The sequence below is a fragment of the Akkermansia sp. NBRC 115031 genome (genome assembly GCF_030268505.1).
Classification (GTDB): Bacteria; Verrucomicrobiota; Verrucomicrobiia; order Verrucomicrobiales; family Akkermansiaceae; genus Akkermansia; species Akkermansia massiliensis.
This window is the reverse complement of sequence record NZ_BSQU01000004.1, coordinates 41276-55301: the sequence shown is the minus strand read 5'-3', so window position 1 is coordinate 55301 and position 14026 is coordinate 41276. Positions and strand designations below refer to the sequence as shown.

Genomic DNA, 14026 nt, shown 5'->3' with positions numbered 1-14026 from the left:
CCTATTTTATTTGAGCATTTCTGCCGCACGAACGGTCTACAGTGCATGGAACAGAATAAATGCAAATCATCCGCGTGCTGCCTGCTGGGCTCTTTCTCCACCAACACCAGCATGGACTTCGGCGTCCTATTGCTGCGCCTGGGCGTAGGCGCGATGATGCTTGTGCACGGCATCCCCAAACTGGGAATGCTCATCAGCGGAAACTGGGCGGCTTTCCAGGACCCGCTGGGAATCGGCAACTTCCTGTCCCTGCTGCTGTGCGTAGGCGCGGAATTCGGATGTTCCATCCTCATCTTCCTGGGGCTCTTCACCCGCCTGGCCTCCCTTCTCCTGATCATCAACATGTGCGTGGCTCTCTTCCTCGTCCTGGGCCTCTCCGGCTGGGGCGCACAGGAGCTCGCCGCCATCTATCTGCTGATTTACCTGACCCTCTTCTACACGGGACCGGGCAAATTCTCGCTGGATGCCTGGTGGCTCTGGCGCGACTGCAAGATAGAAGTGGAATAAAAAGGCTTCCTCCTGCGCGGCCTATGGCAAAAATACTTCTTTTTTCACTCGCCGCGGCAGGAGCCTTCCTTTAGGATGCTGGCACACCCAGTCCATCCGTTCAATGTCCGGCAAACTAACCTACAAGCAATCGGGGGTCGATACCAAAGAAGCAGCCGCTTTCGTATCCGACATCAGCTCTCACGTTAAAAGAACGCAAAAGCAGAGATCCCTGCACCAGGCCTTCGGTCTTTTTGCCGCCGCCTATGACCTGAGCTCCTACAAGGAACCGGTCATCGTCACCGGATGCGACGGCGTAGGCACCAAGACGGAAATCCTTTTCGAACTGGACATGGTGGAAACCGCCGGGAAAGACCTGGTGGCCATGAACGTCAACGACATCCTTACCACGGGCGGAGACCCTCTTCTTTTCCTGGACTACCTGGGCATCTCCAATCTGGAACAGGAACGTACCCGCATCACCCGCCTGGTGGCCGGCATGTGCGACTATCTGGAATCCTGCAACTGCATCCTGGCCGGCGGAGAAACGGCGGAAATGCCCGGCGTGGTTCCGGAATCCATCGTGGAACTCTCCGGCTTCTGCATCGGATGCTGTGAAAAAAGCAAGCTGATCGACCCCAAGACCGTTCGCCCCGGAGACGTATTCATCGGCTACAAATCCGACAGCTTCCATGCCAACGGCTGGAGCCTCATCCGCCGCATTCTGGAGGAAAACCCGGACGTGGTTGATGAAGAGGAACTCCGTTCCCTGCTGCAGCCCACCCGCCTGTACCATGACGTGGTGGCGGACATGCGCCGCTTCAATGTCATCCCGAAGGCATACGCCCACATCACGGGGGGCGGCCTTCCGGAAAACCTGGAACGCTTCCTGGGCGACTACGGCGCGGACCTCACCATTCCCTGCTGGGACAACACCGCAGCCCAGAAAATCCTGAAGCATGTGGACCCGCAGGACCGCTTCAACACCTTTAACATGGGCATCGGCTGGGTAGCCATCGTGAAGCCGGAGGACGTGGAAGCCGCGCTGAAGGCAGGCCCCGGCGGCACGGTCATCGGCACGTTGAGAGAAGGCCGCGGCATTCATGTCAAGGTACAGGGCGAATAGAGAAGGCACCATCTCCTTGCAGCGGATACACCACACTTACAGGACAATCTTTTCATCACAATCCCATGAGCGATTTTCTTAAACACGAGTGCGGCGTAGCCGCCATTCGTCTGCTTAAGCCTCTCTCTTATTTTCAGGATAAATACGGCTCCACCCTCTGGGCGTTCAACAAGCTGCTCATCCTGATGGAAAAGCAGTACAACCGCGGCCAGGATGGAGCGGGCATCGGCTGCGTGAAACTGAACATGCCCCTCGGCCAGCCCTACCTGTTCCGCACCCGGGACGCCAGCAAGGACGCCCTCACCACCATCTTCAACGGGCAAATCAAGAAGCTTAACAAAAAAGTCCGCCGCGGCCAGGTCAACCTGAAAGACGCTGAAGACATTAAAAACAACTTTGACTACGGCGGGGAAATCCTGATGGGGCACCTCCGCTACGGCACCTCCGGCCTCTTTGACGAAGGCTCCTGCCATCCCTACCTGCGCCGCACCAACTGGCCGACGCGCACCCTGATGGTGCTGGGCAACTTCAACATGACCAACACGCCGGAACTGAACCAGCGCATGATTGAGCGCGGCCAGCATCCCGTCTTCGGCACGGACACGCAGACCGTCCTTGAAGAAATCGGCTACCATCTGGATGAAGCCCATACGGACCTTTACCGCGCCCTGCGGGACAGCGGCATGCCCGGCCCGGAAATCCCCCATGCCATCTCCTCCCGGCTCAACATCCAGGAAATCATTCACAACTCAGCCAGGCAGTGGGACGGCGGCTACGCCATCATGGGCGCCATCGGCAACGGGGACTACTTCTGCCTGCGGGACCCGCACGGCATCCGCCCCTGCCACTACCTGATTACGGATGAATTCATTGCCGTGGCCTCTGAACGCGTCCCGCTGATGACCGTCTTTGAAGTGGAAAGCGAACAGGTGCAGGAACTGCCGCCGGCCAACATGCTTTCCATCAAGGCGGACGGCACGCACGTCATCACGGAATTCACCACGCCCCTGAAACCCACGCCGTGTTCCTTTGAAAAGATATACTTCTCCCGCGGGAACGACCCCATCGTGTACCGGGAACGCAAGGCCCTGGGCGCGGCGCTGACCCCGCAGATCGTGGACTCCCTGGAAGACCGCTTTGACAAATCTGCCATCACCTACATTCCCAACACGGCGGAAACCGCCTACTACGGCCTGCTGGAAGGCCTGCGCGTCTACCGCCGCAAGCGCGTGCACGCCCAGCTACTGGAAGCCCTGAGAAACGGGACCCTGGATGAAAACATGCTGGACAGCGCCATCCTGAAACGGTGGCCGCGCGGTGAAAAAATCGCCCACAAGGACATCAAGATGCGCACCTTCATCACGCAGGAAAAGAGCCGCGCGCAGCTTGTCTCCCACGTATATGACCTCACCTACGGGGCTGTGGGACCGGAAGACGTGCTCGTCGCCATTGACGACTCCATCGTCCGCGGCACCACGCTGAGAAGGTCCATCCTCCGCATCCTGGGCCGCACCAATCCGCGAAAAATCGTCGTCGCCTCCACCGCTCCGCAAATCCGGTATCCGGACTGCTACGGCATTGACATGTCCGAACTGGGGAACTTCATCGCCTTCCAGGCGGCAGTCTCCCTGATCAAGCAGCACGGGCAGGCCCGGTTGCTGGAAGAAGTATACAAGGCATGCAAGGAGGAACTGACCAAGCCCAGAGAAGAACGGCGCAACTGCGTCAAGGCCATTTACGAAGGCTTGACGGACGCTGAAATCTCCCGTGAAATCACCCGCCTGGTCACTCCGCACGACGCCCCGTGCCCCGTGGAAGTCATCTTCCAGACCATCGAAAACCTGCATGAATCCATAGAAGGCCCCTGCGGCGACTGGTATTTCACCGGAGACTACCCGACTCCGGGCGGATATACCACAGTTAATGTGGCATACATGCGCTGGTTTGAGGGTAAAGGGGGGCGTGCATACGATTTGCCCTTGTAGCGGGTCCCTATTTTTGGGTATTCTGCTGCTAATATGTCGGGACCCATTGCATATACGACCTTGGAAGACACTGAACTGGTCGCCAGGGCGCGGGAGGGAGATTCGCGAGCTTTTGACGAACTTGTCATTCGCCACAGCCGCAAGCTCCATGCCACCCTGTACCAGATGACGGACAACTACGACGATGCCTATGACATCGCCCAGGAAGCGTTCTCCAAAGCCTACCGGGCCTTGCGCTACTTCAACGGACAAAGCGCCTTTTATACATGGCTGCACTCCATTGCCGTCAATCATGCCAGAAACTTCCTGAAAAAACGCAACCGCAGGATGACCTACAGCCTGGACGACGACGAGTACGGCGACCATACGGAAAAGGACATGAACATGGCTGACGAAACGGACGGAGCGGACCCTGAACGACGCACCCATCTGAACGAACTTCAGCTCAAGATTAATGAAGCATTGAAAAAACTATCCACCAAGCACAGGGAAGTCGTTGTGCTTCATGATGTAAAAGGACTCAACCACACGGAAATATCCGCCCTTCTGGGCATCTCTGAAGGAACGCTCAGATCACGTCTGCATTATGCCCACAAGGAGCTGCAAGGCCTGCTGGCGGAATATCTGAGTTAACGGTGGAAAAAATATTGAACATCGGTTCCCTCCGCCCTGTCAAACGCATAGTCCCAGATTCGGGACTAAAACACCCTAACCTTTATTACACTTAACATCAACGACGATGGATAAACAATCCACAGAACATAACGAGGAAACTCTGGTTGCCATGCTGGCATCTTTCCGTAAGGAAGCTTGTTACCATGACAACTTTGAAGAAGATTTCCTCCGCAATTTTCATCTTAGAAAGGAAACCGATCCGGCTACCCACTCTGCTTGGAAATTGTTACTCGAACGCCTGGACAACTATCTGCAGAACTTTCGTGGCTGGCAGTGGGTCTATGCTTCCATGTCCATCGTGACATTGGCTGCGGTAGGCGTTATTATCGCATCCGGGAACATGGATGATCCTTCCGACTCTTACGCATCCTCCACCAAGGATAAGGAAGAGATTCTCCTGAAGGAAAAAGCGGTTCCCGTAAGTAAGGAAACTATTGAACAACCCTCAACCGAAGTCGCCCCTGCGGAAAAACCCGAATTCACCACGGGAGCGCCTTCATATGAAACATCGGCCAACGACAATCAGCTGAAAACTGATTCCAATACCGATAAAAAACCGGTATCCCGAGTTCTCATCGAGATGTAACAATCCATGATGAACCTGGCTCCGATATTGGCGGGCATAGCCGTTGCAGGCTTGATTTATCAAGCGGCGGCCGTGCCTGCCCCTTTTAAGGTAGAAGCCATTCCCCACCAGGCGGAAGGAGAGCCGTACACGGCCATGGCGGCGCAGGTCGGAAAAGACATGCTCGCCTCCCTGATTCCCTACCGGGTCTTTAAAAACGGCGGTGTGACCTACTACCTTGGGGACAAGGACACCCCTCCCCTTCAGGTATGGGCCCAGGAAAAGCTCACGGGCCTGACGATTTTCAAGGTGGACGCTGCCCGCATACACGACGGGCAGGCGGTTGTGACGCCCTCCGGCCTTCTCAAGCGCGGCGACAAGCTGGCCTTTGCCAGCAGCCGGAATGAAACCACCCTGGGAATTTACGTGGGCATGGAGCACTCCATAGGAGACACCAGCTTCCCGCTGCGTCTTGTCCGCGCCCAATTCCCCAAACTGGCTGCGCCGCCCATCGGCCAGCCGTGCTATGACGCTGAAAACCGTCTGGTCGGCATCGTGCTGGGAGTTTCTCGCAAGGGAACCTGCCACCTGCTCCCCGCCCAGGCCATCTCCTTCCTGGCAGCCCATCCGGAAGCCAAGAGGGTGCGCCTGGGATGCCTGCTGGATATCAACGCCTCCACTCCCGTCATTGAAGGCCTCATTAACGGAGGCCCTCTCGCGCGGGGAGGCATCCAGACAGGAGACATCCTCATCAGCATCAACGGCACGACCATTAACAACTACGGGGACATGCTGGATGCCACCTATTACCTCACGGGGGAAAAGCCTCTGACCGTTGAAGTCATTCGCGGCACCCAGGTGGTAAAAAGCAGGGGCATCATCCCCACGCAGGACTCCCGTTAATCCGGAACCCCGGCTCCCAAGGGAATGCCGGGGTTCGGAACGGTCCTTCTCAAAATCGGCCCGTGCCTTGTTTCAGGCTTGAACTAACCCGCCGGCGCACTTAAAAAAGGGCGTGCTTCAAATCGTCTTCAATAAAATCAGCGCTGCGGAAGTATCCAGCATCCCCACCCTGGAACAACTGGACCTGCTCGGGGACTTCCAGGTCTCTGAATCCACCCTCCAAACCCTTGATGACGCCCGCTTCGGCAAGATGGAAAAGGATGGCAAAATTCTTTACCGCTACGTAGCCAGGGACTACCGCATCTACTTTGAAGTCATTGAAGGCAAGGTGGTCGTCCATCGCGTTCTGCACGCCAACAGCCTGAACGACTTTCTGTTCCGCACCAACATCTCCCCGACCGCAGGGGAAGATGAAATCCTGAGCCAGTCCAAACACTTCTGGAAACTCATTGACGAAGGCAAAAAAGCCTCCAAAGCCTGACCCCTCCCCACCCATGGCCTGCATCATTCTGGGCATCACGGGCTCCATTGCCGCGTACAAGGCGGCGGACATCGCTTCCGCCCTCGTCAAAAGCGGGCATGAGGTGCACTGCGTCTGCACGGCCAAGGCCCTAGAATTCGTTACAGCCCTCACCCTGCACACGATCTCCCGCAATCCCGTCTTCTCCTCCTTTGAGGATGAAAAGGCGGACTGGGTTCCCCCGCACATCCAACTGGCCCAGCGGGCGGACCTTCTGCTCGTGGCCCCCGCCACGGCCAACACCATGGCCAACTTCGCCCACGGCTTCGCCCCGGACATGCTCAGCTCCCTCTATCTGGCCTGCCAGGCCCCGGTGCTCATCTGTCCGGCCATGAACGTCCACATGTGGGAACACACGGCCACGCAGCAAAATGCGGCCGTCCTGAAACAAAGAAAGGGCCACTGCATTCTGGGGCCCTGTGAATCCGGCGTGCTGGCCTGCGGAGCGGAAGGAGCGGGAAAACTGATGCCAGTGGACCTGATTGTTCAAAAAACGCTCTCCCTCCTGCCGTAACGGCGGCATAAAATTACTCCATGCCTGTTTATTGGTTTGCCCAGGGAGAACTAAATCTTTTATCATGGACATTATGAAAATGCTCCTGTTCTTCCTTGGCTCCCTCATGCTCTGCTCCTGCGGCCCGGACAAGTATCCCGTCAGCTTCCACATGGAGACGGGAGCGACGGACAGCAAAAAATTCGCCTTTGAGCGGGACGGGCATTACTACAGCAAGGCTCCCTTCATTTCCCAGAAGGACATTGAATCCTACTACTCCTTCCCGGCAGAGGACAATACCTACGGCATTGTAGTCAATGTCAGAAAAGGCCTGGACAGCCGGGTGGAAGGAGTAACCGCCGCCAACCTCGGCAAGCAGATACTGCCGGTCGTCAACGGTCATGCCATGCAGCCTCTGCGCCTTTACAACAAACCCGTTACCTCCGGCAAACTGGCCGTCATGGGCGGCTTCTCCCCGGCGGACCTTGCCGCCATGGCGGAATTCATTCCTCCGGCGGACCCCAAGAGGGAAGAGCCCATCAACAAGCTGGCCGCCGTCACCAAGCCCCTTCTTCCCATCAAGGACCCCACCCAGGAAAAGAAGGAAGCCAAGGAGCCCGAAGAACATAAGGACCGCACCGTGGTCAGCACCCGCCGGGGGCGGATCTGATCCAGCACCCCTTGTATGAGCATGCACGGCAAGTTCTTCCCTTCCCTGATCGGCATCCTCTTGTTCTTCTGGAGCATGCCATTCCTGATGGCGGATATTGTCGTGCGCTTCCCCACGGAAAACACGGCCCTGCTGGACAACCGTCCGCAGGACTTCTACATGTACGTGGACCGGAACTTTGAAGGGAAGAAATCCCAGCCCTGGGAGGCGGGAGCCTACGGCTTTACCCGGACCCTCGTCAGAACCCAGGCAGGCCCCGTAGCCGTCAAATTCCATGAAGGAATCGATATCAAGCCGCTCAGGCGCGACGCCTCCGGCACTCCGCTGGACGACGTGCATCCCGTAGCCGGAGGCACCGTGGTCCACGCTTCCGCCAACCCCACCCACAGCAACTACGGCCGCTATGTGGTCATCGAACACCAATTGGCGGACGGCCCGCTTTACAGCCTGTACGCCCATCTGGCTTCCGTCTCCTGCAAGGAGGGGGACCGGGTAGGCACCGGAAACGTCATCGGAAAACTGGGCTACTCCGGAGTGGGCCTGAACAAAACACGCGCCCATGTGCATCTGGAACTTTGCCTCAAGCTCCAGGACGACTTTGAAAACTGGTATTCCAGCCTGAAACTGGGTACCCCCAACCGCCATGGCGCCTACAACGGCCTGAACCTGGCCGGTTTTGACCCGGCTCCCGCCCTCATGCAGTGCAAGGACGGCGCGGAATTCTCCCTCTCCCGCCATATCTCCTCCCTGCCCGTTCAGTACGTCGTACGCGCTCCATCTACCGGAAGCCTGCCCAATCTTGTCAAACGCTACCCCTTCCTGCTGAAACCGGGACCGGCCAATCCCAAGTCCTGGGAAATCAGCTTTACGGGAACGGGAGTTCCCGTTTCCGTGACTCCCTCCGACCAGCCCTGCACGGAACCCTCCGTCATCCGGGCTGTTCCCCATCCCTTCTCCCAACTGTACAGGACCTGCAACCGCGTTTCCGGCTCCAGCAAGGATCCGAAGCTGACCGCCTCCGGCAAACGCTACATCCGGCTCATCTTCATGGGGCCTGAATCATAATCCTACGATGATGCACACCTTCTTCAGTCCCCGTTTTTCCCTTGCCGTTCTTACGTCCTGCGCGGCTTTTCTGCTCACCATGGGGGGCACTTCCCCTTCAGCCGCGGCAACACCTCCTCCGGAGGCTCCCCTCTCGCAGGACAGGCAGGCCCTCCTGAAAAATAAAAAATACCAGCAGGGTCTGAAAGCCCTGGAAGACCGCCTGCCCCTGGAAGCCAGCAAGCATTTTCAGGAATGCCTGAACTCCAAAAATCTTCCGGAATCCCAGAAAGCCATCATCCGCCCCTTCCTGGCGGAAGCCCTGATCCGCGCCAGAAAAACGGAAGAAGGACTGACTGCCTGGGAACAACTTCCGGACTCCTCCATGAAATCATACTGGATGGCGGCGGGCCTCTTTAATAAAGGCTCCTTTACCAGGGCCCTGGAAAAACTCTCCTCCATTCCTGAAACGGACCCGCTCTCCCTCTACGGCTTCCAGCTGAAAGCCCAGCTCGCGCGCCAGCTTCAGGACCGGCAGCTTTTACTGGATGCCCTCACCAGGCTGGGGCAGGCGGAATCCCCCGCCATCTCCCGGACCGCGCACGTCCTTCTGGCTGACGTTCTGGTGAACCTGGGGCGCTATGCGGAGGCCGCCGCCATTCTTGAACAATTCAAGACGGGAATGGACGACGGCACGGCCAGGGACCTGCCCATGCGCTCTTATGCCGAACTCGTGGAAGGCAAACTGGCCGACAAACAGGGGAACCTGGACCAGGCCATAAAAATCTTCGCCGCCGTCATGGACAACAAGGCCTATCCGGGGAAAATCCGGGATCTGGGCCGTCTGGCCCTCGCCAGGGCGGAAATCGTCCGGGAGAAAAACAACCCGGAACAGGCGGAAGAGGAAACGCGCGCCCAGCCTCAGGAAGAGGAAGCCCCACACACTGCCGGAACGGCGGAAGAACGCCTGCTGGCGTTCATTGGCGGCAAATCGGAATCCTCCCTGCTGATGGACGCCTTCAACATCCTGCTGGAGGAGGACATCTTCCGCACCAATCCCCAGGCGCTGGAAAAACTCACCGGCTGGGTGAATGCCAGGGATGCGGCACGCCAGCCGGCAGCCATGTATGCCATGGGAAGCCTGCTTCTGGCAAAGGACGACCTGGCGGGAGCTGTCAAAATGGCGGAGGACGGCCTCTCCAAATATCCTCAGAGCCTTCCCGTCCAGACCCTTTCCCTGAATACCATCACCGCCCTGCTGGACAAAAACCGCGTGGAAGACGCGGAACGCCTTATCTCCAAATATCCCGGAACGTCCCCCGGCCTCGTCTTCCAGCAGGGAGCCCTGGCCTTCCGCAAGGGAGACTACCCTCTGGCGCAGAGCCTCTTCCGGGAAGCAGCCCGGCGCGCCTCTGAAAAAACGGCGGAAAGCGCCCTGTTCAATGAAAATCTGGCTGCGCTGAACGCCAATGACGCCGCTGGAGCCGCCGCCCTGGTCAAGGAAGCCGCCGGCTCTGCCCAGCTCCGGGAACACATCCTCTTTGAACAGGCCCATTACGCCGCCAAAAGAATGAACCCCCAGGCTCCCGAACTGCTGGCGTCCTTCGTGGCCCTGGCGACAGACCCGGCCCTGAAAACCCAGGCCCGGCTGGACCAGGCGGAAGTAGCCCTGAACCTCAACCCGCCGGACCTTGAAACCGTGCAGGCCGTTCTTCCGCCGCTGGAAAAAGAACAGCTGACTCCGGAACAGACCATGCAGCTTGCGCGGCTGAACATCCTGGAGGCGGAAAGCCGGCAGGAATGGCCCAGCGCCATCCAGGCCTGCCGCCAGGCCATCGCCCTGGATTCGGAAGGCAAACAGGCGGACATGCTCTATCTCAAGCTGGGGGAACTCCTGTACAAGAACGGGGATTTCCATGAAGCGCAGCTTGTCCTCCAGCCCTTCCCCTCCAAATACCCTGGCAGCCCCCTCCAGGCGGCGGCCCTCTTCCTGGCCGGAAAAGCCGCCCAGCAAAGCAACACCGGCAATACGCTGAAAGCCGCCCTGAACATCTTCAAAACCCTGGGCGCGGGGGACACCCCCTTTGCGCAGCCCGCCAGGATAGAAGAAGCCTCCGTCCTGCTGCGCATGGGAGAAGCGGACCAATGCATCGCCGCTCTGGAAAACCTCCTTTCCTCCCCCCTTCCGCGCTACATGCGCCTGCTGGCCCTCTCCATCCAGGCGGACGCCTGGGTGACGAAGGAAGACACCCATTCGGACACCCTCCGCAAGGCCATCAACCTGTGCACGGAAATTCTGGACACCCCCAACCTGGGCCTGGCCTGGAAATTCAAGGCCCTCACCCAGCGGGCCCAATTCTACGAACGGATGAACGACCAGAAAAAGGCGCTGGATGACTACGCCTCCATCCTGGCCCATACGCCCAGCGGCAGTTCCGCCAACAAGCGCCGGGACTGGCACTGGTTCTACAATGCCGGTTTCGCCTCCATCCGCCTGCTGGGCCAGCTCCAGGACTGGGACGGCGCCCTGGCGCTGGCTAAAAAACTGGCGCAGACCTCCGGTCCCAGAGCCAGGGAAGCGGCGGCCTACGCGCGCCGCATCCAGCTGGAACACTTCATCTGGCAGGATGAACCGGAAAATGCCGCTCCGGAAACCGGAAAGCCGGAAACGCCGGCTCAAACCGCCAGTTAAGCCGCCCCCTCCCGTCATGGACACTCCATCTACAGCCAAAAACTGGAGACTCAACGCAGCAGCCGTCATCATGGACGCCGACGGCTACGTGCTGCTGGGCAAGGACAACGGCCGCAACCCGTACTGGCACTTCCCGCAGGGAGGCGTCATTAAAAATGAAAGCATTGAACGGGCGCTCGCGCGGGAGGTATGGGAGGAAGTGGGCCTGCGTCCCACGGAATACACCATTGTCAGCCGCCTCCCCGGCCTGCGGTACAAATACCCCTCCGGCAACCGCAAAGTCACGCGCTGGATAGGCCAGGAGCAAACCTACTTCCTGGTGCGCTGCAAGGCCAGGCGCCCCAAGACGGACCTGCACCGCAGCCCTGAATTTTCAAAAACGAAATGGATACCCCTCCAGGACCTCAAGCTGGAGATGTTCCCCAAATTCAAAAGGAAAGTCATCAAGGACGCCCTTCAGCAATTCTTCGGGCCGGATTTTCCGGCCAAACCCGCCGCCATGAAAACCTCTTCCACCTCCTCTCCCGCTTCTTCAACGTTAACTTCGCATACAATGAACCGTTACCTGGTGCCTCCGGGCAAAAAACTGCGTTTAAAGGATTACTCTCCGGATGACAAATCTCTCTTCTCCGGAACCAAGGAAGAATCCCTGGTTGAATTCGACAAGCTGAGGGAAGAACTGCAGGAACTGCAGAAAAAACTCTTCGCCCAGCACAAGCACAGGGTTCTCGTCATTCTGCAGGCCATGGACGCAGGCGGCAAGGACGGATGCGTCAAGCACGTCTTTTCCCGGGTGGACCCGCAGGGGCTGCACGTGGTTCCCTTTAAAAAACCTACTATTGAAGAACTGGACCACGACTTCCTGTGGCGCGTACACAAGGAAGTGCCCGCCAAGGGGCAGATCGCCATCTTCAACCGTTCCCATTACGAGGACATCATCGCCGTCCGCGTGAAAAAAATCTTCCCGGACCCCGTCTGGAAGCGACGTTACAAGCACGTTCTGGATTTTGAATCCATGCTTGCGGAAGAAGGCACCGTCATCATCAAGCTGTTCCTGAATATTTCCAAGGCGGAACAGAAAAGACGGCTGGAATCCAGGCTCCAGGATCCGGACAAACTTTGGAAGTTCTGCATGGACGACCTGGATGACCGGAACCGCTGGGACGAATTCCAGACGGCCTATCAGGATCTCATTGAAAAAACGTCCACTCCGGATGCTCCCTGGTACATCATTCCGGCAGACCGGAAATGGTACAGGAACCTCGTCGTCGCCCGCCTGATGGTGGAAAAACTGCGCCATCTCCAGCTCACGTTCCCCACTCCCAACTTCGATCCGGCGTCCATTATCATTCCAGATTGATAAACTCTGTCATACCGATAACTAGTTTGTGCATCATAAAATTATTTTTGTACATTTCTCGGTATTCAATTGTCCCATTATTACAAAATCTGCATTATTCACAATAACAATCAAAACTTAGAATTTCTAACGCTTGACTGGGACAGTGAAAAATTGTTAGAAAACAACTTAACACCTAGAACGTGTAAACATTCTATATAGAAAAACAGAACCCAATGTATTTAGCATCCCAACGTAAAGAGTTCATTCTGAAAACGCTGGCCGAACATGGAGCCGCAAGAACCATTGCTCTGGCCAAACAGATGAAGGTCACGGATGAAACGGTCCGTAATGATTTGATTAACCTTGAGAAACGCGGCTTTCTCAAGCGCGTCCACGGCGGCGCTCTGGCCCTTACCCATAAATCCCTCCATGAAGACATTGTCACTCAAGACGATGTTTCCATAAGGATTGCAAAAAAAGCCGTCCAGAACATCCCCGCTTCCGTGGTCATGTTCATTGACAGCAGCACCATGGGCTACCAGATCTGCAACCACATTAATTCCAGGGATACGCACGTGGTTTCCAACAACCCCACGCTGCTGACCCGGCTTGAAGGCATTCCGAACCTGAGCTTCTACTGCACGGGCGGACGCTTCGACCGCGAAGCCCTGGTCTATGTGGGACAGGAAGCCGCCAAGGCCGCAGGTTCCCTGAGCATTGACATGGTTGTACTGACGCCGGACTGCTACTCCCCCAAGCATGGCGCCGGATACAAGAACATGCTTCAATCCGAATTCATCAAGAGCGTCATTCCCCCGGATGCCAAGGTGATCATCGCCATGCCTTCCACCAGCGTAGCGAACAACCCGGCATTCTATACCGTTGCGCCCTCACAGATCTCCATGCTCATCACTGATGAAGCCCTTTCTCCTGAAATGGCTGACCAGATTGAAAAGAGCGGCGTCAAGGTGGAGCTCGCCTGACGCCGGCCTGCTTTACAGGGGGCGGAAGTTCTTCGGAACTTCCGCCTTTTTTATGATGATCATATACTCTCTCCTTTCCATTCCGTCCAGTACTCCCGGCTTCCTGTCAGCTCGTCATCCCTGGAGCCGATCTCCTCAAATCCTCCACGCCTGTAGAACGCGCGGGCACGGGCGTTCTCCTCGTAAACGCCCACCGTCAGCATCCCCTTGCTGTGCTCCTTCACCCAGTCCAGCAGAGCCGTGCCTATTCCCTCGCACTGACGCTCCGGCGCCACAAACAGAGCGGCTTTTTCCCCTTCCCCCACCAGGCAGGCAAACCCGACAACACGGCCGCCGTCCCTGCACATCCATGACCCTTACGATTACTTAGGGATGCACCCTTACCGTGATTTATGGCCGGTCACACCATTTTTGAGCTGATAACAGTTTATACTTGACCATCCCCTGAATTTATCTGAAAAGAAAAATCGCTTATTTAGTATTTGGAAATGAGTAAAGGTAGGCTTGTTTCAGAATTGTATAAATAAACGAAAAACACCATA

Annotated in this window: 14 protein-coding genes; 13 read left to right on the top strand and 1 reads right to left on the bottom strand. The window is 57.2% G+C overall.

Features of this window, described 5'->3' with window-relative positions; translation table 11 throughout:
- The first annotated feature begins 45 nt into the window (after positions 1–45).
- From QSJ36_RS06570 to QSJ36_RS06510, 13 genes are all read left to right on the top strand, one after another.
- A complete protein-coding gene (locus tag QSJ36_RS06570) occupies positions 46–507 on the top strand; it encodes a DoxX family protein (protein WP_022396489.1) in 462 nt (153 codons plus the stop codon).
- Between the two features lie 103 nt (positions 508–610).
- Entirely contained in the window at positions 611–1612 is a 1002-nt protein-coding gene (gene purM / locus QSJ36_RS06565; protein WP_022396488.1) for a phosphoribosylformylglycinamidine cyclo-ligase, read from the top strand.
- A 65-nt stretch (positions 1613–1677) separates the two neighbouring features.
- Entirely contained in the window at positions 1678–3597 is a 1920-nt protein-coding gene (locus QSJ36_RS06560; protein WP_022396487.1) for a glutamine amidotransferase, read from the top strand.
- Between the two features lie 60 nt (positions 3598–3657).
- Positions 3658–4230: a sigma-70 family RNA polymerase sigma factor gene (locus QSJ36_RS06555; protein ID WP_179218865.1), complete on the top strand. Its 573-nt coding sequence runs from the start codon at positions 3658–3660 to the stop codon at positions 4228–4230.
- Between the two features lie 106 nt (positions 4231–4336).
- On the top strand, positions 4337–4858 hold the full coding sequence (locus tag QSJ36_RS06550) for a hypothetical protein (protein ID WP_102722652.1): 522 nt from the start codon (positions 4337–4339) through the stop codon (positions 4856–4858).
- A 72-nt stretch (positions 4859–4930) separates the two neighbouring features.
- Positions 4931–5740 carry a PDZ domain-containing protein gene (locus QSJ36_RS06545; protein WP_146019197.1) on the top strand — a complete coding sequence of 270 codons (810 nt, stop codon included), beginning with the start codon at positions 4931–4933 and terminating at the stop codon, positions 5738–5740.
- A gap of 112 nt (positions 5741–5852) precedes the next feature.
- Entirely contained in the window at positions 5853–6221 is a 369-nt protein-coding gene (locus QSJ36_RS06540) for a hypothetical protein (RefSeq protein WP_022396483.1), read from the top strand.
- Positions 6222–6234: 13 nt separating this feature from the next.
- Positions 6235–6774 (top strand): flavoprotein, encoded by a 540-nt coding sequence (locus tag QSJ36_RS06535; protein ID WP_022396482.1) that lies wholly within the window; start codon positions 6235–6237, stop codon positions 6772–6774.
- 64 nt (positions 6775–6838) lie between these two features.
- Positions 6839–7423 carry a hypothetical protein gene (locus QSJ36_RS06530; RefSeq protein WP_022396481.1) on the top strand — a complete coding sequence of 195 codons (585 nt, stop codon included), beginning with the start codon at positions 6839–6841 and terminating at the stop codon, positions 7421–7423.
- A gap of 21 nt (positions 7424–7444) precedes the next feature.
- Positions 7445–8488, top strand: a complete 1044-nt coding sequence (locus QSJ36_RS06525; protein ID WP_180971602.1) for a M23 family metallopeptidase — start codon at positions 7445–7447, stop codon at positions 8486–8488.
- Between the two features lie 7 nt (positions 8489–8495).
- Entirely contained in the window at positions 8496–11159 is a 2664-nt protein-coding gene (locus QSJ36_RS06520; RefSeq protein ID WP_285467767.1) for a tetratricopeptide repeat protein, read from the top strand.
- Positions 11160–11175: 16 nt separating this feature from the next.
- Positions 11176–12519, top strand: coding sequence for a PPK2 family polyphosphate kinase (locus tag QSJ36_RS06515; RefSeq protein ID WP_180971043.1), 1344 nt, complete (start codon positions 11176–11178; stop codon positions 12517–12519).
- Positions 12520–12734: 215 nt separating this feature from the next.
- A complete protein-coding gene (locus QSJ36_RS06510; RefSeq protein ID WP_022396477.1) occupies positions 12735–13484 on the top strand; it encodes a DeoR/GlpR family DNA-binding transcription regulator in 750 nt (249 codons plus the stop codon).
- A 59-nt stretch (positions 13485–13543) separates the two neighbouring features.
- On the opposite strand, the gene QSJ36_RS06505 is transcribed toward QSJ36_RS06510, so the two are convergent.
- The gene (locus tag QSJ36_RS06505) at positions 13544–13831 is read right to left on the bottom strand and encodes a GNAT family N-acetyltransferase (RefSeq protein ID WP_285467764.1); all 288 of its coding nucleotides are present in this window, start codon (positions 13829–13831) and stop codon (positions 13544–13546) included.
- Positions 13832–14026: the final 195 nt, after the last annotated feature.

Coding starts and splice junctions, on each gene's coding strand:
- QSJ36_RS06570 (WP_022396489.1), top strand. CDS start 46: ATGGAACAGAATAAATGCAAATCATCCGCGTGCTGCCTGCTGGGCTCT.
- purM (WP_022396488.1), top strand. CDS start 611: ATGTCCGGCAAACTAACCTACAAGCAATCGGGGGTCGATACCAAAGAA.
- QSJ36_RS06560 (WP_022396487.1), top strand. CDS start 1,678: ATGAGCGATTTTCTTAAACACGAGTGCGGCGTAGCCGCCATTCGTCTG.
- QSJ36_RS06550 (WP_102722652.1), top strand. CDS start 4,337: ATGGATAAACAATCCACAGAACATAACGAGGAAACTCTGGTTGCCATG.
- QSJ36_RS06535 (WP_022396482.1), top strand. CDS start 6,235: ATGGCCTGCATCATTCTGGGCATCACGGGCTCCATTGCCGCGTACAAG.
- QSJ36_RS06530 (WP_022396481.1), top strand. CDS start 6,839: ATGGACATTATGAAAATGCTCCTGTTCTTCCTTGGCTCCCTCATGCTC.
- QSJ36_RS06525 (WP_180971602.1), top strand. CDS start 7,445: ATGCACGGCAAGTTCTTCCCTTCCCTGATCGGCATCCTCTTGTTCTTC.
- QSJ36_RS06520 (WP_285467767.1), top strand. CDS start 8,496: ATGATGCACACCTTCTTCAGTCCCCGTTTTTCCCTTGCCGTTCTTACG.
- QSJ36_RS06515 (WP_180971043.1), top strand. CDS start 11,176: ATGGACACTCCATCTACAGCCAAAAACTGGAGACTCAACGCAGCAGCC.
- QSJ36_RS06510 (WP_022396477.1), top strand. CDS start 12,735: ATGTATTTAGCATCCCAACGTAAAGAGTTCATTCTGAAAACGCTGGCC.
- QSJ36_RS06505 (WP_285467764.1), bottom strand. CDS start 13,831: ATGTGCAGGGACGGCGGCCGTGTTGTCGGGTTTGCCTGCCTGGTGGGG.